A 20076-nucleotide genomic window follows, 5' to 3' on the forward strand; every position below is an offset into this window, starting at 1 on the left:
TGCCTATTCCTCATTTCTAACCAAATCAATTTTAAAAGCCCAATCCTTATCAGGTATCGTTCCTTCAATCGTCTGTTTATTGAGTTTGGAAGATTTCCAACTGAATGCACGAAGGTTTCCAGCACTTACTACATCCAGTGTATCTTTTTTGACGAAAGTCACCTCCTCTCCTAGCTGGGTGGCAAAGAAAGTTTTGTGGCTCTCGCCCATTCGATCATTCAGCGTATAAAAAATCCATTGATCGGATGCGGTGAGGTAACTCACGAAAATCATTTCCTTTCTGATCTCTCCTTCCACGTAATTGATTTGATAGCCCAATGCCGCGCATCCACTGAGAAAGGGTTTGAGTACCCGTTCTACTCTGTATTTGTTTTTCTTTTTCCCTTGAGTATAAGTGATTTCGCCTGTCCACTGTCCCAGATATGGTTTGAGCGGGGCTAACAGGCTATCGTTGCAGTCGTAACCATCTCCTTGCGTGTACCATTGTTTCTTGTCATCCAACAGAGATTCGAAATCAGGAATTTTTGTACCTTCAGCAATGCTCAAAGTAGCCCAGGTGCGCATGGAGTCGAGCGACACACTACTCTCCCAACGAAAAGATTCAGGATGGGCATCCGAAAAGGTATAACGATTGTCATACGGCGTTCCTACAGGATTTCCCATGAAAACACGTTGCGTCTTACCCTTCTTGTACAATTGAATTCTTTTGTGATGATGGATTCCCTGTAGAGAAGAGAAATTGGTCATATTTAGTCCGGGCCAACTCTGAAACATTACCCATTTTTGAAGTCTGTCGTCAAAATAGCGAATGCTGAAACCGGCAGTTTTACTGCCTCGAACGACCGAGTCTTCGTAGGCCATTTCTATTAAGGCTTTTCCATCTAAGGCCGCAAAAACACGATGCTCACTGATATTTGTTGGATTGTAGTCGTCCTTACCTGCCCACCTTTTCCAGGTGACCTCCCAGTTGCCCAGCCAAAAATCGAAATCATTGTGTGCATCATGGAGCCGTGTGCTATAGATCTGATCAAAACCAGTAGGTCCGGTAGGCTGTCCCATGCTCAGAAAAGTGAAGCACAAGAGACACAGGAAGCATATGAGTGTTAAACGCGTTGATGAGTTCATAGTATTTCAGGTTGTGTTGGATAAAAACACATCAATCTCTCCACTCCCTTAACCCTCCAAGCAGTACTAATTCCGGATTTACCGACAGAAATTCCGGCTTCGCCGATTCATGCTACATCTGGTATGATATACCTCGTAAAATTGTAACATAATCAATAACTCATATACACCATGTCACGACGATCAACAAAAAAAACGCATACTTCAGGAAGCTCAAGATCAGGAGCATTAGGTCTTATACTTATTGCTTTGGGCTCGCTTTTCCTGCTCGACAACCTTGACCTGATCCCTTACGAAATATCGTACTACCTGTTCAACTGGAAGGGTATTATGATTTTGGTAGGAGCCGTTTTCCTTTCTACCAAAGACAACAAAAATCCTGGTATCATCATGATGGCCGTGGGCGGCTTTTTCATTATGTCAGATGTACTCTCCTATGAATTCGACTGGCATTGGTACGACACACGCAAATTGTTTTGGCCCGTATTACTTATCGTCATCGGGCTGGTCATCCTGAGCAGAAAAAGCAAATCGCCATTGGTCAGTGCACATGTCTTCACAGCCGATGATACTAACAAGGGTGTGCCTGATGATGCCGACCATCTAAATGTAACCGCTGCTCTTGGAGGAGGTGATATGTCCATCAATTCGAAAAACTTCAAAGGAGGCAAGGTCACGACCATCATGGGTGGTGGCACCTACGATCTCAGCGCTGCAGAGCTGGCAGAAGGCACACAAGAAATAGACGTCATGGTTCTGATGGGTGGAGCCAATTTCATCGTTCCGTCTGACTGGAACGTGCGTATCGAGGTCACTTCTATATTTGGTGGGTTTAGCGACAGCAGAAAACTAAATGCAGATACAGCCACAGACAACACGAAAGAATTACTCATCAAAGGGACGGTGATCTTTGGCGGTGGCGAAGTGAAAAATTATGTCTAAAAAAATAAACTCAAAATAAGAGGCTACTCAGTCACCCTGCTTGAAAGTATCGCACTTCCCAAGCAGGGTGATTCTCTTCACTCATCGAAACGACGCCCGAGTGGTGTGAAAGGCAAGACCTTGACAGTTCGTTTCAAATTAAAAAGATCTGGGTGTATCTTGTAAATCAGAATCCAAACAGCAAATGAGACATTTCAAAATAGAAGATCGATCCAACCTAGTAGGCATTCTGCTGTTGATAATTGGCGGCCTATTCTTATTGAGCAACTTCGGTGTACTACCCTATGTGATCAATAACCTCGCCTTCAACTGGAGAGGCATCATTTTGGTGATCGGGATTATTCTCTTTGCTTCTAAGCCCAATAAGCTTCCAGGGACGATTATGATTTCAATCGCGGTCTATTTCATTGCAGGGGAATATGTATGGCAGGAGTATGGCATCAACATTGGCCTTAGTAGAATTTTTTGGCCCGCGATGATGATGGCCGCCGGCTATATCTTATTGAAGAAGAAAAAAATTGAGACAAAAAGAAAAAACTCAGGCCAGTCTTTCGAGTTCCTTAGTGATTCCAACATTATGGGAGGTGGAGAAGTAAAAGTCCAGTCACAAAATTTTAAAGGAGGCAATGCTACAGCCATATTTGGTGGTGCCAGCTACGATATGAGCCGATCCAAATTGGCCGAAGGTCGACATACCATGGAGGTCTTTGCCGTGTTCGGTGGGTTTACATTTATTCTGCCTTCAGACTGGGACGTGCAGCTGGAGGTTACAGCCATATTTGGTGCGCTGAGTGATAAGCGTAAGCACATTAAACCAGTTGAAACAAATAACAAGCAGCTTCGCATCAAGGGGTTTATACTGTTTGGCGGTGGAGAAATCAAGAATTATTGACCTTTCCCTATGGTAAACCCTATCTTAAAAAATAGAGAACATGTACTGGCCTATTTTCTGTTTTGGGTCATGCTCACCGTCATCCAAACGATGCTGCTCTACTGGGCTCAGAATCTGCAGTGGTCACAAGCTTTCGTGGAAGCAGCCATCTATTGTTTTGGATTTTCACTGGTCGGGCTGGGTATTTGGTTTATTGTCAGGTTTACCGGGCTGGAAACCGGAAATCTTTGGAATGCACTGAGTAGCCATATGGCCGCTGCTGCCCTACTCATCTTTATCTGGATCGCCAGCTGTTATTATCTTACGGCCTACGTGCTCAACTACCCCGGCTCGCTTTCCTCTGTACCCCTCTATGATCTTTGGTGGAGAGTGGCATTGGGTGTGGTCTACTACCTTTTAGTTTCTCTCATCTATTACCTTTTGATTTTCTATCAAAATTTTAAGGAAAAGCAGATCAGAGAAATTGAGATGCAATCTGTACTGAAAGAAACAGAGCTGAGCATGCTGAAAGCTCAGATCAATCCTCACTTTATTTTTAACAGCCTCAATTCCATCAGCTCCCTGACCCTCACCAGACCTGAAGATGCACACGAAATGATCGTAAAACTCTCTTCTTTCTTGCGATATACCATCGGGCATGAGGAAACCGAACTTGTGTCCATACAAAAGGAGTTGGAGACCATTCAGTTGTATCTCGATATTGAAAAATTACGCTTTGGCAAAAAACTGAAAGTGCAATTTCATGGTGTCAACGACCTTCCTGAAACTGTAAGCATACCCAACCTCATACTGCAGCCATTGATTGAAAATGCCATCAAATATGGGGTCTATGAAAGTACTTCTGCCAGCACAATTGATGTGCATCTGTCATTCGTCAACCGGCAACTACAAATCACCATGGTCAACAGTATTGAATCTGACGGAGTATCCAAAAAAGGAAAAGGTATAGGACTGAAAAATGTCCGTAGCAGACTTCAGCTTATTTATGAAAGTGTTGACCTGCTGCAAACATCAAAAGAGCAAAATCAATACAAAGTACAACTTACTATCCCTCAACCGGTCAACTAAGAGTAAACTATGTGTGCATATAAAGTAATCATCATCGACGACGAGCCTCCCGCCAGAGAGGTCATCAAACATTTCCTGCGTGGGCACGAAGATTTCGAACTACTGGGCGAAGCCGAGAATGGTTTCGACGGTTTGAAACTCATACAGGCGCATCAGCCTGATTTGATCTTTCTCGACATTCAAATGCCCAAGCTCACCGGATTCGAGCTGCTTGAATTGATCGATCAGCCGCCAGCCATTATCTTTTCCACAGCCTATGACCAATATGCACTCAAGGCTTTTGAGCTGCATGCGGCTGATTACCTTTTGAAACCCTACAATAATGAGCGGTTCGAAGAGGGATTGGCTAAAGCCCGCACGTTGATAGGCAAGGCTACCCCTTCACTGGCGGCTGAGGCTTTGGTACAAGAGTACCTGCAAGAACCCACGCATAGAATAGTGGTGAAAGACGGCACCAAAATCGACATTATTCCTGCGGAAGAAATTATTCGGATAGCAGCACAGGATGATTACTCAGAAATCATAACCGCTAAAAGCAAACATCTAAAAAAACAGACCATGAAGCATCTCGAACAGGTGCTCGACCCAAAGAAGTTTGTCCGCGTACACCGATCGTCCATCATTCAGGTATCGCAAATTGCCAAAATCGATAAATATGGCAAGGAGACTCATTTGGCTCTGCTCAAAAATGGTGATGAAGTCGTCGTAAGCGCCACTGGTTATGCTAAGCTCAAGGAGCTGTTGGGATGGTAACCCTTAGCGTGTAAATGACTGAGAATATGACGTACAACGTTTGGCTGCTACCCTTTTTTGGATTGGCCAAAAAGCAATAGGCCCATGATGATTACAAACCCGCCTATCAATTGTGCCGGATAAACTTCCTCGCCAAAAGGAAAAGCCAACAGGACAGTAAACAACGGGATCAGGTTGCCATAAAGCGCTGTAGTAGTTGCTCCGAGTTTGACCACTGCATAATAGAAAGCCACATACCCAACTCCGGTACCCAACACGCCCATAAACCCAACACTTGCCCAAAATTGCCAATCCATCGGTACGGCAGTCTCCATCAGCTCAGGCATAGCAATAGCGGTAAACATCAAGAGGCCGAGTAGCGCGCTGATCGTTGTCATCAAGACCGAATTGACAGATGAGAGGTATTTGTCTACAATGATCTGCGAGAGTGAAAAAACCAACGCCATACCGAGAATAAAAAGATCTCCTATTTCTAGATTCATATCAAAGAGTGCACTGAGGTCACCTTTGACCAACAGGATAACTACTCCAATGATACTGAGTCCAATGGCCAACAACTGCATCGGATTGAACTTTCGATTCAGAAAAAAGTAGGCCAAAATAGCTGTTATAATCGGGCTTGTAGCCAATATCAAAGAACCATTGACCGCGCTGGCAGTTTGAAGACCTTTATTAAAAAAATAGATGGTCAGGAAAATTCCGAAGAAGGATACCAGGCTGACGTACCAAAGAGTTCTGAATGTAATTCTTACCTTGGCCAGGCCTTTGCCGTATTTTGCTAAGATCACTCCTAGTAAAACTACCGCCCCAAACAAAAACCGCCAAAAAGCCACTGCCATGGGAGAATAATAAACCAGTGCAACTTTTGTGATGTGAAAATTGATGGCCCAAAAGAGCATGGTCAGCACCAGGAAAAGAAGCGTCAGCGATCGGTTCATCCGACTATGATAAAACAAATCAAATTAACTTCCTGGCTTTCACTGATTAAAATGAAAGCGGCAGTAGGACTACTGAGATTTATACGTATGTCTGTGTTATCAACTTATCCGAAATTGTGAGTCCAATTGACGTTCTGGTAAAGAACGGTAAATTTGAAGGATAGAATGACGATCGTGTATGGGTCGTTATACAATTGTTGTCCATAATTGCTTACAGTGAAAATTCATCAGAAAGTATTCGAGGAACTTAAGAACCTTCTAACTGAAGAGTTGGGTGGTAATATTACCGAACATGAACGGGGGACCTACATTGAAATCAACGAAACGAACATCTGGTTTTCCGCAGATGAACATGAATTTACAGTTGGATATGGCATAGTCCATAACCACTATGATCCAGAATTCGAAGGTATAAAAGCTGCAATAGACAGGCTATTCAACTTACTAACTTGCAGAATCAAAAAGACCAACTTTCTGAAAGGGGCTTTCACGTTTAAACATAGAATTGACCTTGAACTTCCCAACGGTGAACTGGAGAACGTTGGAACAGGCATGACTTGGCTTTATCCATACTGGAAGAAGACTATACAAAAGGTTTCTTTTAGCAATAACTTGATTGAACGAGACAAGATCAACGAGCAAATTGAAAAGATAAAAGACTATGCATAACAGATGCTATGAATGAATGGGGTTTCATCGGTAAGGATTTTATCGCGGGGATTGCCCCGAAAGGGATCCCTATGTGGAGAAAGTCTGCCACAAGTAATAAATTTGAAATAAAGTGTGGCTAAATGCGAGATGAGAGTTTAGTGCTTTCTAATGCCCACTCATCATAGCTGTGCATTATGGTCCATGAAGGACTTCAAATGATAGTAGTAGTTTTGTCCAATAAGATTCTTTTGTAATTGCTGATTTAGGAGAAAAACACCTACTGTCACAGTGGGAACTATTAATAACAGCGGCATTACATTCTATAGCATTAGCATCGCTCATTAGTTAAATCACGATACATAAAAAAATAGGAGCGAAAACAATCACTCCTATTTCTAAAAACATAAATCATACTTCCGAATAATGAAAATCTCTCGACTGATAGATGTTAACCCATTCAGCAAGGGTATCTTTCAAAACAACCAAGGCTTCATCATATGCTTCCTTATTCAATAGTTCATTGAATGGTCTGATCTTTTCTTTATAAATCTTCTTTAAAATCAAGTCGCTGTTTTCCTCTTTAGAAATCAGATAACTTACCATAGGCGAAACAAAGTAGTACATTTCATAAAATATCTCTCCATCGTTTAAATCCAAGAGGTAGTTGTCTCTAAAGAATCTGTGATTGTCGAGTTCTTTATGCTCAGAATTGGAATAGACAGCATTGGTATCAATGCACCAGTCCTCTCCAGTTTCTGGATCGTAGCCATCGCAGGCACTAGGACATGGTTGTGAAAAATTCATATATGGTCCATCTAGTTCATTACATGGCTCAAAGATTGGAATGATCTCATTGGAATTTTTATAGCCAAAATGAAGCGCAACCTCTTTACAGTCATGTCTCTCCACAAGATCTAAAAGTGAATTTTTTCCTAAAAATCCACCTCTTGTTATTTCTTTGTAGTTTAATTCCGGCAGCTCCTTTTTAACATTTTTAACAAATGATGAAACCAACTCACATGTATTAAATATGTTATGGCTAACTCCCAAATGGTCAAGGTAACCTTGCTCTGTTAAGAAGGTGAAACGTGGTTCTGCGTAATCATTGCTACTACCAGCAGGAACCAACAAAATTCTTACACTATTCGGATTAAATTCATCTTCCAATCCAAACATAAACCTTATCCCTTTAATATCATTACCTGCATTGAGCACTTTTTTTATGAGCGATGATTTAATACTAAAAGAGGATTTTAAATTCGGTAAAAGTCTCGAAAATTTTTCTGTATGCTGCAAGAAGTAGTTCTCCTCAGCATAAGCTCCAATGTCAGTTGTTTTTTTTGGTGGTTTTTCTTGATTTTCCATAGATATGTTTTAATAAGTGAAAACTTAAGTTATAAAAAACTGGATTAAACATCTGTAATAACTTAGCTTTTATTGAGATAAGTCCCCACATTGGCCCTAGCCTCCGCTGCGACCAAGCATTTGATTTTATGATTTAGGGTATATTTGAAAGAAGGTGACACGCATGATGAGTGTTGCATAGATGTTAGCCACAACCTTATGAGAACTCTCTTAATTTGCATTCTTTCAATCGTATTGTTTTCATGCGAATCATACAAAGAACTTCATGTTTCAAAAACTGAATTCGATACCCCAACATCACTCTACCCAATTGAATTCTCATTAAAATATCCTTCCGACTATATTGATAACACTCCACTTAGCCAAACTGGACAACGTCAAATGTATGCATGGATCAATCGAACAGCAGAACCTTACGACAGCTTCTCACTTCATGAGATGACTAGAGTTAAGAATGGCTGGCCGACTAATGATTTTTTCACCGATTCGAAGGAAACATTTTTGAAGAACTACCCAACAGCAAGAACTATTGGCAGAACAACTTTTAAGCTGGATACGCTTGATATTGAATTTCTTCATTTAGCCTACAAATCCAGTAATTATGATGAGGGTCATTCATGGGGAGTTATAAATTTGGAGGATAGACAACTTCAAATTCAAACTATAGAATACTTGACCGAAATCAATTCAACAGAAGATTTCCTTCAAACGGATGCTAAAGTAATGCTGAAATCATTACATTTCGAACAATAAAAATGTGGCTAACATGGTGTAGGCACGAATGCCCTTGCGAGCTATTCGAATCAATGCCAGAATCAGCACCACCGCTCCATGCGGAATCACTAGTATATGGATAACAAATTCGTGGTTTTCTTGGTGGTCTAAACTTGGGCTAGTGGATAAACAGGCTTTTGTGCTTGTGCGCGGATCGGTTATCTTTCTGCTTTAATGAGGCTGTGAGGGTACTCGTCCTACACAGGCGTTACCTCACATACTCGATGCGCATAATCATACCCTTATTGTTAATTTTTAGCTGCTCAAGCCCCAACTCCAAATCTTGGGATGAACAGAACACAAGATCGCTGGAATTCAACTCTACGGAGGTCAAACGAGCAATGGAACTTGCTCAAGAAAATATATCAAGCTTTCTAAGTCATTATAATGAGAATTCTGCTGACTCAACTTGGTCGTATTATGTGAAATATGGAATTCAGAACAGCCAAACTACCGAACACATGTGGATAAATGTGTTTCAGGTAGAGCCAACAATTAAAGGAATCTTGGATAATGTTCCACAAGAAGTAACTCATGTTTCATACCTTGATACTATTGTTTTTTCGCCAACTTTAGTTGAAGATTTCATGATTTATCATGGCGACACCTTAATTTTTGGTGACTACCTAACAGATGCATACAAGCTGCAAAATGGTCAATGAGATAATTAAAATAACTCCATATTTTATTGTATTTATTCTGATTGTTGGCTGTAACCCTTTTGACAGTGAACGAGTAGCTAAGTATGAACCTGAACTAACTGAGATAATTGAATTCATGGCAGATTATGGGAACGTGGTTCTTGATGCAAATGAAGATGATCGAATTGCAGCAGAAATGCGAAGCATGGGAATTCATTACATTGTCAAGAACCAAACAAGAAATGAAGACTTTTCTGGATTCATTGAAGAAAGTGACAGCTTGATAATTTTCATAAAAAAGAGCCAAAATCTATTCCAATCCGAACGAAGAATAATCTATGATTTTGCTACCAAACCAAGGAACTTTGGTAACAACGAAACACCGAACGCTTCATACAAGATTGAACAACTAAACTCTAGGTGGTACTTTTCAACAACTGGATTTGATTGATGGTGATGAAGTACGAAACAACTCTGAAATATGATCCTAAAGAATTTCGCAACTTTTACGAAGGATGGATTACTAAATCCGAGCCTGAAAGAAAGAAGGTCAAGAGAACTCACTTACTAACAGCTATGATAACTCTAGTGATTGCCTTACTGATCATATCATCAAAGAACCACGCAATTCAACTTGTTTTTTTAAGCATTTTGCTATCCGGAGTTGGAATTTATCATTTGATTATATTGTTCCTAGTGACAAAACGTTTTAACGCTGCGATTAGCAACTTCCATGATCAACTATCAGAATACCTAAACAAACATCAGAACACGGAAACAATGGGGCTCAAGATAACCGAAAATGAAATCGAGTATTTCGAAAATAATTCGCACATATCAACTCATTCATGGGAAGAACTAACCAGTGTCGATTATCGAGATGACCACTTCATGCTTTTAATTGGAGAGCCCACAATGAACATCTTAATCCCTAAATTTGCTGTGTCCGAAGAGTTTTATAGCGGAGTGATCGAGTTGACCAAAATGAAAGACGTGAGGTAACATTCTGCGATAACATCATCCGTGGGAGCTGCCAGAAGATAGAATTGAGATTTGTGGAAGCCCGCCAAAACTGCGTTTTGGCTATTTAGTAGACGATACTTTATCTTCACCAAAACGGACGCTGCATACAGTGGCGTTACATGCAATTACTTCACGATGGATAATGAATTAGACTGGGTGAACGAATTCCTAAACCGTAAGATCCATAAAGTCTTAACTAAGCAAATACTTGATAATGTCAGTGATGATGAACTCGAACAAACTGTAGTTGACAACATTATGGAGAAGTTTGACAAGGACTTCTCAAATGAATTTGAAATAGTATCTGAACTATCAAACGGACGGAAATGGATTTACACTTCTTGGTGTCTGGAGGCAGAAGTCAACAACGGTGGATTCATCCAATATTTCTTCAACTCAACTGGAAAATTTGCATACATGGCACTTTGCGGATTAGAACACCTCAGAGCATCTGAGCATGCGAACCTACTCAGAAAAGTATTAGTACTTTTGGAGCTCAAGGAAGATACATTTGAGAAACTAAGAAATGACAACTCAATTGAGTCATTTGTTGAAGCCTGTGAAGAGGTAGACTTGTCAACTTTGGATGACGAGTTCTACGAGCTTGAGAAGAATCAACCCCTTTCGAAGATTAGAGTCAGTTATATAAGGCAGAACATGACTGAATGCATAGATTAAAAGCATGCAGCAGACACTATGACTGAATGGGGTTTTATTTGTAAGGATATTTTCGTGGGGATTGGAAAGCCTGCCACAAGTTTTAAATTTAGACAACGGTGTGGCTATGTGCAAGAGAAGAGGTTAGTGCTTGCTAATCTCCACTCACCATATCTGGACGTTAGGGCGAATTTCCGCCAGAATCAAACTTTATGAAAAAGTCGATACTTCTCTTAATCTTCTTCCTAAACTGTCTGATGGGAAGAACACAAGAAAATCCAGAAATTCTCCAAATCCGGGAGAACTTCCAGATATGGCAACCAATTATTGAGAGCGAACTTAACGGCTCAACTCAACTTTTTCATTATGCCTGGGGAGAGAGCTATCAAGAAGATGAATGGTATACGAACGAACAAGCTTCTGAAGGCAAATTTCTATTTCAAAAAGTCCGATTAATTGAAAAGTCAAACCTCGGAACCTTCGTCTACTATGACAACTACTCCATGTCAGGAGATTGGTACATTGCAGTTGACTACTATTTCGACACCAACGACAAACTTTACTTCGTCTATTGGCGGATGAACACCTATCAAGCTGACGAACCCTTAACAATTGAGAAAAGACTATATTTTAATTCGGAAGGTGAACTCATTCGAAACCTTAAATCAACTTACAAGATGAACACCAAGGACGGATCAACAGCAGGGTTCGCAGATCGAGATATTGAATACGAACTCCAACTGAACAAAATGGACTTTTATGGCAAGTGGAACGAAGAATAACATCGCCCTAACAAATGCTATGAATGAATGGGGAGTTTGTAGTTCAGGATATTATCGTGGGGATTGGAAAGTCAGTCACAATTACTAAATTTAAATAATGAGTGGCTATGAGCAAGACAAGAGATTGGTGCTTTCTAATCCCCACTCATCATAGCTGGTCGTTATGATCAATTCCTAACCAAAAAATAATAAACATGAAAAAAGTTTTGATAATCAACCTATTACTATTGGTAGCAGCTTCTGGTGAAGCTCAAATTGCAACTGTCGGTAGCCCACATTTCGATGTTCAAGGGCCTTTATATGTAAGACAAAATTATCATACGCTAAATAAAGCATCTAATGGATGGGTGGCCTGGGGCATCAGAGATATATCAACATCAGAAGCAACTATTAGTTTAAGCAATATCAATAATGCCTTTTTTCAGGGAAATGTCGGAATAGGCACTAGTAGTTCTTTGGCCAAATTGCACGTTGCTAATTCTTCGATTTCATTAACATCTACCAATTCTAGTGATGCCAATCTTATAATTCAAGGCACAAGTTCAACCAGAAGTACTTCGGAAGGTGCTGCTCTTGGTTTTGTTGTTCCTGCTGATATCGATGGAAGTAACTTTTGGCAACAGGGGAGGATTTTGGTAACTCCTGAGAACACCAATAACGCTAACGCCTCAGGAAGAATGTATCTTCAAACAAGATATCATGGTAATGGAGCATGGAATTGGAGAAAGAACTTGGTTCTAAATTCTTCTGGAAGTGTAGGAGTTGGCACCGAGAACACTGGAACCCATAAACTCGCTGTTGAAGGAACAATTGGTGCCCGAGAGATCAAAGTAGAGGCAACCGGATGGTCAGACTTTGTTTTTGAGAACGACTATGAACTTCGAACTCTCGAAGAGGTAGAAGAACACATTGCCAAAAAAGGTCATCTTCCCGAAATCCCAAATAAAGCAGAAGTAACTGAAAACGGCATCAACCTAGGAGAGATGAACGCTAAACTGCTCCAGAAGATCGAAGAGTTAACATTGTATCTGATCGAACAGAACAAAGAAATCCAAGAACTTCAAAAAGAGGTTTCTGCCTTGAAAAACGAATAAAAGATCATGACAATAGATAAAAATGAACGCGCTTACCTTCTTCGTGGAAACAGGAAGCGCCTGAGGTTTTTACAGGTCCACTGATTCTGCGCTGCGCCTCATTAGAATCATAAAGTTATGAGCGAACGTCGCCCGACTGAATTCCAGATTCGGCTATATTAGTATCCGAAACGAACAAAAATAAATCGCCACTCGTCTGGTTTGATCGTTGTATGCAATTAAAGAAATGAAATTAGAAGGTAGACTTTGCTTTTATTCAGAAACTGGAACCGAAGGAGGCTATTGGGCTTTTCAAGAAAGCAAACACATCAATCTTATAGCTCCTACTTTTGGTGTATCAAATGAACAAACAGTTTATGATAATCAAAATACATCCAGACATGGTATTGCTTCAAATAGTGAGATTCTTTTAAATGGCGGTTGGTTACCACTACCTGACCCCATAACCAATGACCCTGACTACCAAATTTCATCTTTGTACAAAGGAGAAGAACAAGGAGATTTATCAGCTGATGAACGATTGATGGATAAATACAATTTCCAAATTAAATATGCTGAAGAAAGACTTAATGAAAACTTTGGTATGGGTAATTGGAAAATTGAAGGAAGTTTATCAAATGTCATATTAAAAGATGGTAGTAGAGTTCATTTTGGAGACTCACCATCATCTGAGCCAAGTAGACCTTATGGTATACCGCAAAATTCCATAACTAGAGCAACGATTACCTGGGAGGATGGTGTAAGTGAGAAAAATCGTAAATCTGATACTCTATTGGTTGAACAGTGGGATTATAACGGCTTACATATTCCCGAAAATGGAGACGAAATAAGAATCAAAAACATTGATAATTCCATCTGTATATGAGATGGAATTATTGATTTAAAGCAATTTGGAGTTTTTCAAGAGCATGCTAAAGGAGCTTGGATTCATGCTGAACAAAACGGAATCGAAGGAGATAAATGGGCAGAATACTTCTTTAATAAACTCCCAGCAACATTACAGAAAAAAGAAAAAAAGCATGCAACAATGGCTATACCCAACGAGGGGTTCATTGCTAAATTGAAAAGTTGGTTTTCATAGCAGATCCACCAAATCGTTGATTTAGTTCGCTTTTATTTTGATTTCCAACGGTGCTAATGAACTTACGTTTGGCTTTTAAGAATGAATAAATTAAAAACAAAATACAACGTTTTGGCTCAGAGCAAACTCGAAAGTTTATCGCTTTCCACTGCCCTACTTGCCATATACTAAACGTTGTGAATCATGCTGGACTTCTTTATAGAATGAGACACCTAATCCTTCCTTTTTTAGTCTTTGGGCTTTCTGCATGTTCAGACAAGCCAACAATCTTACGGAAACACTTCTTGAATAACTATGAGTTATATGAACAATTGAAATACGAAGTTCAAAATGAAGAAAGTGGATGGATCAATCTTGGACAATTGACGAAACCTCAAGACCATAATGAACAAGTCAACAAACTAATTCAGCAACTGCCGATGAAGGTAAATTATTTGTTTTCTCAAATCAACATGTGCGACACCATAACCACCCTTCAGTTTGAACTAATATTTGAATCGAACATTCAACTGAATCACAGTGAATGCCAACTAGAAATGGACAGTACTAACTCTAACATCAACGTTTTAGAACTCAACGAAAACTGGGTAATTTGGTGGGAAAATGACTTCATATAATAAAAAAATGACTCACAACATGGTGTAGCCACGAATGCCCTTGCGAGCTATTCGAATCAATGCCAGAATCAGCACCACCGCTCCACGCGGAATCTCTAGTATATGGATAACTAATTCGTGGTTTTCTTGGTGGTCTAAACTTGGGCTAGTGGATAAACAGGCTTTTGTGCTTGTGCGCGGATCGGTTATCTTTCTGCTTTAATCAGACTGTGAGGACACTCGTCCTACACAGGCGCTATATTCAATTACCAACAAAACTAAATTCAGAAAAACATGAAAAGAACTCTTTTTGTTTTGTTTACAACAACCATTGTGAACACTTGTCTAGCTCAGTGGACTGAGAGTACCGATGGAACGAAAATTACAACGCCTGATAAGGTGGGGATTATTACTTCTAATCCTGATGCAAACCTAACTATTGGAGGTAATGAATTAATCACGTACAACCTGAAAATTAAAGACCAAGCGGGAAGATCTATTGAAATGATTTCACCAACCATTGGAAGTGCCGTAGGCAGGTTGAAAATTTCGGGGACTAACTCAAGTCTGAGACTAGGGGTTCGTGATTTTCCAGACGTTTTTCGTATTTCAGGAATTGATGGCCATGTTGGAATTGGCACATCTACTTCTAGTTCCAATCTAGACGTCAACGGCCTACTTACGATTTCCAAAGGTAGCATCAATGTCCATTCTATCCAATCTGATGCTACAGTTGGCAGTGATAACCGAACACTAAGATTCAATTACAGCTCTGTAAATATGTCTGAAGGTTTCGAATTTTATAATCAACAACAATCAAAAAGTCTATTCTTCATAAGAGCCGATGGCAATATTGGAATAGGTAACACTTCACCAGATGCTAACTTAACGATTGGAGGTAAGGAATTGATTACATATAATCTCAAAATCAAAGACCAAGTAGGAAGAGCAATAGAGATCATTTCACCAACTCAGTCAAGTCCTGTAGGAAGACTCAAAATCACTGATACCAATTCGAACTTAGCACTAGGTGTTCATAGTTTTCCTGATGCGATTTATTTAAAAGGTTCAACTGGTAACGTTGGCATTGGAACTTCAAACCCTGATTCTGATGCATTGTTAACCGTGAAAGGTGCTATACATTCTACAGAAATAAAAGTATTAGCAAATGCAGGAGTTCCTGATTATGTCTTCGAAGAAGATTACGATCTCAGAACACTTCATGAAACCAAGGAGTATATTCAGGAGAATAAACACCTTCCTGAAATTCCTTCAGCCTCAGAAATTGAAGTAAATGGCGGTTTTAATGTAGGAAAAATGAACATGATGCTTTTGAAGAAGATCGAAGAATTGACACTCTATCAGATTGAATTACTGGAACGGCTTGAGAAGGTAGAGGAAGAACTACAAACATTGAAGAATTAAAAGAATATAACATTGTATAGGAAAATTATAGTGGGAGCTTCTAGTTTGAAGCTTCGATTGACCCACTAGCACCGACAAATCTTTGACTTGTTCTATAGTGAAAACTGAAAAAGTATAGACCAAATGGAAGATTTGTCTATTTTGTATCTAAATCAGCCGAGCGCATCAATCACTTCAATTCCTATACCGGTCTTATGATTAATCACCAAACTAAATAAAATGAAAAAGATTTGTTTACTTATTTCAATATTGTATTCCTCCAACTTTCTGAATGCACAGATTTTATACCTTCCAAATGGAACTAACAGCATATCAAGTTCTCCTAGTGGCAAGCTCGAATTAAGAAAGGGCAGTCAATCCATTATTCAATTGTCAAGGACTAGTGGTCATGGTTCTTTGGCTCCTCTTGGGCAATTGGATTTTTATGACGGTGCCTATGATCAGGCTATTTCTTCACGAATTGCAGGAACAAGAGGTCCCGGAGCAGCCGGCAGAGGTGAACTGGCATTTTACACGCTGCCTGCTTCAGGAGGGTCTCTTCAGGAGCGAATGAGAATTGATTATCTAGGGAACGTCGCAATTGGCAAACTCAAAGTAGGATTGGAGGACAATTTACCTTCAGAAGGAAATGTTGCAGAAGGAGATTGGGGTAATTATATTTTGTCTAACAACACAGGTTCTCGAACACTAAGATTCGGAGTATCGAATGACTCCTATACACGAGGTGAAATTGAAATTGACAATAATAACTCGCAATCAAGCAATATTATTTTTAAGACTACAAACCAATCTGGTGGTGCAATTCCAAGAATGGTTATTAAGGATAATGGCAATATTGGGATAGGAACAACCAATCCAGGAATTCATAATTCAAACGCTACTCATCAAATTTACAATTCAAATGATGTGGTTTTAGATATTCAAGGTGGAAGTCGCATGGGTTGGATTTCCACCGGTTCTAGTATAGATAATGGCACACTTGGAGGAATTGCATTTACTAAAGCCAACGGCCAGTCAGACGCACATAGGCAAGTTGCATTTATTAGAGTAAATACAATTCAATCTACTGTAAATACACCACAATCAACAATGGAATTTGCAACAAAAGGAAGCGGTTCCATAGGTAACCCGGATATGGTAATTACGCCTAATGGCAGCATTGGCATTGGTACGACAGCTACAGGTTCTCATAAACTTGCAGTTGATGGCTCAATTGGCGCTAGAGAAATCAAAGTTGAAATGACATTATGGGAAGATCGAGTCTTTCGAGAAGAATATGAACTTAGAAGTCTAGAGGAAACCGAGAAATTCATTTCTAATAATTTCCATTTACCCGAGATACCGAGTGAATCAGACGTAATCGAAAATGGAATCAACCTAGGACAGATGAACGCTAAACTGCTCCAGAAGATCGAGGAATTGACCCTTTATCTCATCGAGCAGAACAAAAGACTTGATGCTCAGCAGAAAGAAATAGAGGAATTAAAAGCAGTAATCAAGAACTAAAAATATCATAACAAAACCTATACTCCATATGCATTTGAGCTATTTAAAATTAGTGCTTGAATCAGATAGTTTAATATTTTTAATCAAACTCTTTGCATAGGGAGTATTGCCAAGCGTTAGAGCACATTAGGAGCCAGAAATAAATGATCAGAGATATTCTTGGTGGTACTTGGAAAGGGGATATAATTCTTCCAAGTCAACTAACAATCACATCCGAAGAAAAAATTACGAAATTTCTTTTTAGAGTAAAGTATGACACAAACACCATGACTTTTAACGGAATGTTCATGTTAGACCCTGAGGTTTCAGAGATAAATGAACATGCAAATATGGTTGGAGAGTTATCGGAGAACAACAACATTATGTTTGAAATACGATATTCAAAGTTCTATTTCTATACAGATCAAACGGAAAAGGAAATGATTAGCCTGAGTGACAATATTTTGACAAAAGTAAAATTCAAAGGATGTTTGGCTAAAGGGGATATACTATTTGGTTCATGGGAAAGTGACACTTCCATTTTTGAACATGAGGGGCAAGTAAGAAAAACTTTACCTCATTATGGGACTTGGTGGGCAAAGAAGCAAAGTGCTTTAACAAAAGATTAAAAAACATAAGCCTTATCTGCAATCCGAAGATTCATGGGATTCTGAATGCTGGTAAAAAAGTGAATAGCGAATGCGCCTTCTCTCCCACCGAGTCAATGCCTGAAAATGCTCTACCGATTCACACAGGAATTTCTAGAATACCGTGAAATGGTCATTCCATTCCAGAGCGCTCCTGATCAAACTGAATGACTAAACCGACTTTGGCGGATTGGAGCGATTCAGCTACTTTCGTGCTTTAAAAAGCCGCGTGTGCACAATCGCCATATCAGATTGTTGAAGGGCATTAAAACAAATTTAAAAACTGTGTAGCTTGGGGTAGATTACAGGACGATGATTTCTAATCCTCACTCATCTTAGCCAGACGTTATATTCAACTTTGACCCGTCCCAATTCAAATTATATACTATGAAAAAAATTAAGCTAACTATTCTTTCATTATTACTAGCTCTATCCTCGTTCGCACAAGTTGGTAACTATCAATCTGTGAATCTCAACAATTCTGGAGAAGGGGCAACTTTGTTAACTTTTAACATAGAAAGGCCTTGGGTTTTAAAACAAATTGGAAGCGGTGCTTCAACACATCTTCAACTTCATAATCATGCCGGCCCTAATAAGCATTTTCAAATCAAAACAGATGGCGGCTTTCACCTTTTAAACCAGTCAAATAACTATAACACTTACTTAAGTGCGAATGGAGGTCATTCCTATATTGGAACATTGGGAGGTAATCTTGGAATTGGAACAAACTCAGCTAGATTTCCACTTGATATAAAAACTAACAATAACGGAGAAGGTAACAATCTATATTTCGGAGATAGAAGATTTTATATAGCTGGTATTACAGGTAATGGCAATAACAATCAAATGTATGGAGGGTTAGTTTTACATAATTTAACTTCACAACAAAGCGGACTTAGATCAATAGATATAGTAGTAGGAGGTAACAATGATTTTACATCTAATTCAACACCTGAAAACATTGTGATGAGAATCCAAAGCAATGGCAATGTAGGAATAGGTACTGGTTCATATCTTGCCGATGAAAAACTTACTGTGAAAGGTATTATTCACTCAGAGGAAGTAAAAGTAGATTTGAATGTTCCTGGTCCAGATTACGTTTTTGAATCAGATTACCAACTTTTAACTCTACAAGAAACCAAGAAATACATATCCGAAAACAAACACCTACCTGAAATTCCATCGGCTAAAGAAATGGAAACAAATGGAATAGAACTAGGGGATATGAATATGCTGCTTTTGAAGAAGATCGAAGAGTTAACACTTTATCAGATCGAACTGATGGAAAAGTTGGAACAGCAGAACTCCGAACTACAAGATGTAAAAAAGAAATTGCAACAAATGTCAAACTAACAGAATATGACAAAACCTATGAAAGAATGCTGTTTCATCAGTCAGGATATTTTCATTGGAATTGAAAAATCAGCCACAATTAATAAATTTTAAAAAAGACGTGACCATGTGGAAAAGGAAAGATTAGAGCTTTCTAATCCTCACTCATCATAGCCAGACGCTGACAAACATTGAAACAGTTGTAGCCCTATCCTAAAAAAGATCAGCAATATTTACATCTCCCTAATTTGAGCTGTTGTCGTTGTTGATAATTCGCATAGCCAGTGGAAACGTATCCTTCATCACCTTAGAATTGATCGTTTCCCCAATGTCAATCAAGGGTGCTCTTTTTATACTGGGGTGCTCGATGAGATGCTGATCACACTGAACGATGGTCCTGGCCATTGGATTTTGGTCATCGTTGCTAAAAGCACTATAAAAGGCCTCCTGATAGCGCTGATAATGATATCGATTGGCAGACAATGCATTTATGGATTGAAAGTACCTGGTCAATGACTCTTCATCTCCGATAGAAGTAATAAAGTCCGTCCCGTCAAGGCTATCCATACTTGTGTTTGCATAGAGAATCCAGGATTTCAAGATGGACTCATTTTCAGACTTTTCGGCACTATAGAATAAATCAGACCGAAATTTTGTTGAGATGATCATCACTCTCCCGGATGTGAGGGTCCTCATCAGTGATTTGAAATCTGAAATAACCTGTTGTTCCAGATAGAAGGTCTGAGCACTTTTTCCTACAACAGTTAGCAGATGTATCATACCACAAAAGATTATAGATAAAAGC

Annotated in this window: 22 protein-coding genes; 18 read left to right on the top strand and 4 right to left on the bottom strand. The window is 39.4% G+C overall.

Features of this window, described 5'->3' with window-relative positions; all coding sequences use genetic code 11:
- Window positions 1–3: 3 nt before the first annotated feature.
- The gene (locus ABJD64_RS12765; protein WP_348179272.1) at window positions 4–1059 is read right to left on the bottom strand and encodes a hypothetical protein; all 1056 of its coding nucleotides are present in this window, start codon (window positions 1057–1059) and stop codon (window positions 4–6) included.
- A gap of 237 nt (window positions 1060–1296) precedes the next feature.
- On the opposite strand from ABJD64_RS12765, the gene ABJD64_RS12770 reads away from it, so the two are divergent.
- The 4 genes from ABJD64_RS12770 (at window position 1297) to ABJD64_RS12785 (ending at window position 4780) form a co-directional block, all read left to right on the top strand.
- Window positions 1297–2067, top strand: coding sequence for a DUF5668 domain-containing protein (locus ABJD64_RS12770; RefSeq protein WP_348179273.1), 771 nt, complete (start codon window positions 1297–1299; stop codon window positions 2065–2067).
- A gap of 184 nt (window positions 2068–2251) precedes the next feature.
- Window positions 2252–2959 carry a LiaF domain-containing protein gene (locus ABJD64_RS12775; protein ID WP_348179274.1) on the top strand — a complete coding sequence of 236 codons (708 nt, stop codon included), beginning with the start codon at window positions 2252–2254 and terminating at the stop codon, window positions 2957–2959.
- A gap of 9 nt (window positions 2960–2968) precedes the next feature.
- Window positions 2969–4027: a histidine kinase gene (locus tag ABJD64_RS12780; protein ID WP_348179275.1), complete on the top strand. Its 1059-nt coding sequence runs from the start codon at window positions 2969–2971 to the stop codon at window positions 4025–4027.
- Between the two features lie 9 nt (window positions 4028–4036).
- A complete protein-coding gene (locus tag ABJD64_RS12785; RefSeq protein WP_348179276.1) occupies window positions 4037–4780 on the top strand; it encodes a LytTR family DNA-binding domain-containing protein in 744 nt (247 codons plus the stop codon).
- Between the two features lie 47 nt (window positions 4781–4827).
- Here ABJD64_RS12785 and ABJD64_RS12790 read toward each other — a convergent pair whose 3' ends face one another.
- Window positions 4828–5718 (bottom strand): DMT family transporter, encoded by an 891-nt coding sequence (locus ABJD64_RS12790; protein ID WP_348179277.1) that lies wholly within the window; start codon window positions 5716–5718, stop codon window positions 4828–4830.
- Between the two features lie 216 nt (window positions 5719–5934).
- Between ABJD64_RS12790 and ABJD64_RS12795 the strand changes: the two genes are divergently transcribed.
- Complete coding sequence (locus ABJD64_RS12795) at window positions 5935–6387, top strand: hypothetical protein (protein WP_348179278.1); 453 nt, start codon at window positions 5935–5937, stop codon at window positions 6385–6387.
- A 390-nt stretch (window positions 6388–6777) separates the two neighbouring features.
- Here ABJD64_RS12795 and ABJD64_RS12800 read toward each other — a convergent pair whose 3' ends face one another.
- Window positions 6778–7734 carry a hypothetical protein gene (locus tag ABJD64_RS12800; RefSeq protein ID WP_348179279.1) on the bottom strand — a complete coding sequence of 319 codons (957 nt, stop codon included), beginning with the start codon at window positions 7732–7734 and terminating at the stop codon, window positions 6778–6780.
- Window positions 7735–7932: 198 nt separating this feature from the next.
- Between ABJD64_RS12800 and ABJD64_RS12805 the strand changes: the two genes are divergently transcribed.
- The 13 genes from ABJD64_RS12805 (at window position 7933) to ABJD64_RS12865 (ending at window position 19292) form a co-directional block, all read left to right on the top strand.
- Window positions 7933–8487 carry a hypothetical protein gene (locus tag ABJD64_RS12805; protein ID WP_348179280.1) on the top strand — a complete coding sequence of 185 codons (555 nt, stop codon included), beginning with the start codon at window positions 7933–7935 and terminating at the stop codon, window positions 8485–8487.
- A 245-nt stretch (window positions 8488–8732) separates the two neighbouring features.
- A complete protein-coding gene (locus ABJD64_RS12810) occupies window positions 8733–9170 on the top strand; it encodes a DUF2314 domain-containing protein (RefSeq protein WP_348179281.1) in 438 nt (145 codons plus the stop codon).
- The gene (locus ABJD64_RS12815; protein WP_348179282.1) at window positions 9142–9600 is read left to right on the top strand and encodes a hypothetical protein; all 459 of its coding nucleotides are present in this window, start codon (window positions 9142–9144) and stop codon (window positions 9598–9600) included. Before ABJD64_RS12810 ends, ABJD64_RS12815 begins: the two co-directional genes overlap by 29 nt.
- 5 nt (window positions 9601–9605) lie before the next feature.
- Complete coding sequence (locus ABJD64_RS12820) at window positions 9606–10151, top strand: hypothetical protein (RefSeq protein WP_348179283.1); 546 nt, start codon at window positions 9606–9608, stop codon at window positions 10149–10151.
- Between the two features lie 156 nt (window positions 10152–10307).
- Window positions 10308–10850 (top strand): DUF4375 domain-containing protein, encoded by a 543-nt coding sequence (locus tag ABJD64_RS12825; RefSeq protein WP_348179284.1) that lies wholly within the window; start codon window positions 10308–10310, stop codon window positions 10848–10850.
- 191 nt (window positions 10851–11041) lie between these two features.
- Entirely contained in the window at window positions 11042–11611 is a 570-nt protein-coding gene (locus tag ABJD64_RS12830) for a hypothetical protein (RefSeq protein WP_348195129.1), read from the top strand.
- A 194-nt stretch (window positions 11612–11805) separates the two neighbouring features.
- Complete coding sequence (locus ABJD64_RS12835; RefSeq protein ID WP_348179286.1) at window positions 11806–12705, top strand: hypothetical protein; 900 nt, start codon at window positions 11806–11808, stop codon at window positions 12703–12705.
- Between the two features lie 226 nt (window positions 12706–12931).
- The gene (locus tag ABJD64_RS12840; RefSeq protein ID WP_348179287.1) at window positions 12932–13570 is read left to right on the top strand and encodes a hypothetical protein; all 639 of its coding nucleotides are present in this window, start codon (window positions 12932–12934) and stop codon (window positions 13568–13570) included.
- A gap of 419 nt (window positions 13571–13989) precedes the next feature.
- Window positions 13990–14403, top strand: coding sequence for a hypothetical protein (locus ABJD64_RS12845; RefSeq protein ID WP_348179288.1), 414 nt, complete (start codon window positions 13990–13992; stop codon window positions 14401–14403).
- Between the two features lie 273 nt (window positions 14404–14676).
- Window positions 14677–15807: a hypothetical protein gene (locus ABJD64_RS12850; RefSeq protein WP_348179289.1), complete on the top strand. Its 1131-nt coding sequence runs from the start codon at window positions 14677–14679 to the stop codon at window positions 15805–15807.
- Between the two features lie 219 nt (window positions 15808–16026).
- Window positions 16027–17313 (top strand): hypothetical protein, encoded by a 1287-nt coding sequence (locus ABJD64_RS12855; protein ID WP_348179290.1) that lies wholly within the window; start codon window positions 16027–16029, stop codon window positions 17311–17313.
- Between the two features lie 143 nt (window positions 17314–17456).
- Window positions 17457–17921, top strand: a complete 465-nt coding sequence (locus ABJD64_RS12860) for a hypothetical protein (protein ID WP_348179291.1) — start codon at window positions 17457–17459, stop codon at window positions 17919–17921.
- A 405-nt stretch (window positions 17922–18326) separates the two neighbouring features.
- Complete coding sequence (locus tag ABJD64_RS12865; protein ID WP_348179292.1) at window positions 18327–19292, top strand: hypothetical protein; 966 nt, start codon at window positions 18327–18329, stop codon at window positions 19290–19292.
- Between the two features lie 222 nt (window positions 19293–19514).
- Here ABJD64_RS12865 and ABJD64_RS12870 read toward each other — a convergent pair whose 3' ends face one another.
- A complete protein-coding gene (locus tag ABJD64_RS12870) occupies window positions 19515–20051 on the bottom strand; it encodes a hypothetical protein (protein WP_348179293.1) in 537 nt (178 codons plus the stop codon).
- Window positions 20052–20076: the final 25 nt, after the last annotated feature.

The organism is Reichenbachiella sp. (genome assembly GCF_039944555.1).
Classification (GTDB): domain Bacteria; phylum Bacteroidota; class Bacteroidia; order Cytophagales; family Cyclobacteriaceae; genus Reichenbachiella.

Bases quoted from the DNA above. Each gene is read 5' to 3' on its own strand.
- ABJD64_RS12765 (WP_348179272.1), bottom strand. From the start codon at position 1,059: ATGGGACAGCCTACCGGACCTACTGGTTTTGATCAGATCTATAGCACA.
- ABJD64_RS12770 (WP_348179273.1), top strand. From the start codon at position 1,297: ATGTCACGACGATCAACAAAAAAAACGCATACTTCAGGAAGCTCAAGA.
- ABJD64_RS12775 (WP_348179274.1), top strand. From the start codon at position 2,252: ATGAGACATTTCAAAATAGAAGATCGATCCAACCTAGTAGGCATTCTG.
- ABJD64_RS12780 (WP_348179275.1), top strand. From the start codon at position 2,969: ATGGTAAACCCTATCTTAAAAAATAGAGAACATGTACTGGCCTATTTT.
- ABJD64_RS12785 (WP_348179276.1), top strand. From the start codon at position 4,037: ATGTGTGCATATAAAGTAATCATCATCGACGACGAGCCTCCCGCCAGA.
- ABJD64_RS12790 (WP_348179277.1), bottom strand. From the start codon at position 5,718: ATGAACCGATCGCTGACGCTTCTTTTCCTGGTGCTGACCATGCTCTTT.
- ABJD64_RS12800 (WP_348179279.1), bottom strand. From the start codon at position 7,734: ATGGAAAATCAAGAAAAACCACCAAAAAAAACAACTGACATTGGAGCT.
- ABJD64_RS12805 (WP_348179280.1), top strand. From the start codon at position 7,933: ATGAGAACTCTCTTAATTTGCATTCTTTCAATCGTATTGTTTTCATGC.
- ABJD64_RS12810 (WP_348179281.1), top strand. From the start codon at position 8,733: ATGCGCATAATCATACCCTTATTGTTAATTTTTAGCTGCTCAAGCCCC.
- ABJD64_RS12815 (WP_348179282.1), top strand. From the start codon at position 9,142: ATGCATACAAGCTGCAAAATGGTCAATGAGATAATTAAAATAACTCCA.
- ABJD64_RS12820 (WP_348179283.1), top strand. From the start codon at position 9,606: ATGAAGTACGAAACAACTCTGAAATATGATCCTAAAGAATTTCGCAAC.
- ABJD64_RS12825 (WP_348179284.1), top strand. From the start codon at position 10,308: ATGGATAATGAATTAGACTGGGTGAACGAATTCCTAAACCGTAAGATC.
- ABJD64_RS12830 (WP_348195129.1), top strand. From the start codon at position 11,042: ATGAAAAAGTCGATACTTCTCTTAATCTTCTTCCTAAACTGTCTGATG.
- ABJD64_RS12835 (WP_348179286.1), top strand. From the start codon at position 11,806: ATGAAAAAAGTTTTGATAATCAACCTATTACTATTGGTAGCAGCTTCT.
- ABJD64_RS12840 (WP_348179287.1), top strand. From the start codon at position 12,932: ATGAAATTAGAAGGTAGACTTTGCTTTTATTCAGAAACTGGAACCGAA.
- ABJD64_RS12845 (WP_348179288.1), top strand. From the start codon at position 13,990: ATGAGACACCTAATCCTTCCTTTTTTAGTCTTTGGGCTTTCTGCATGT.
- ABJD64_RS12850 (WP_348179289.1), top strand. From the start codon at position 14,677: ATGAAAAGAACTCTTTTTGTTTTGTTTACAACAACCATTGTGAACACT.
- ABJD64_RS12855 (WP_348179290.1), top strand. From the start codon at position 16,027: ATGAAAAAGATTTGTTTACTTATTTCAATATTGTATTCCTCCAACTTT.
- ABJD64_RS12860 (WP_348179291.1), top strand. From the start codon at position 17,457: ATGATCAGAGATATTCTTGGTGGTACTTGGAAAGGGGATATAATTCTT.
- ABJD64_RS12865 (WP_348179292.1), top strand. From the start codon at position 18,327: ATGAAAAAAATTAAGCTAACTATTCTTTCATTATTACTAGCTCTATCC.
- ABJD64_RS12870 (WP_348179293.1), bottom strand. From the start codon at position 20,051: ATGATACATCTGCTAACTGTTGTAGGAAAAAGTGCTCAGACCTTCTAT.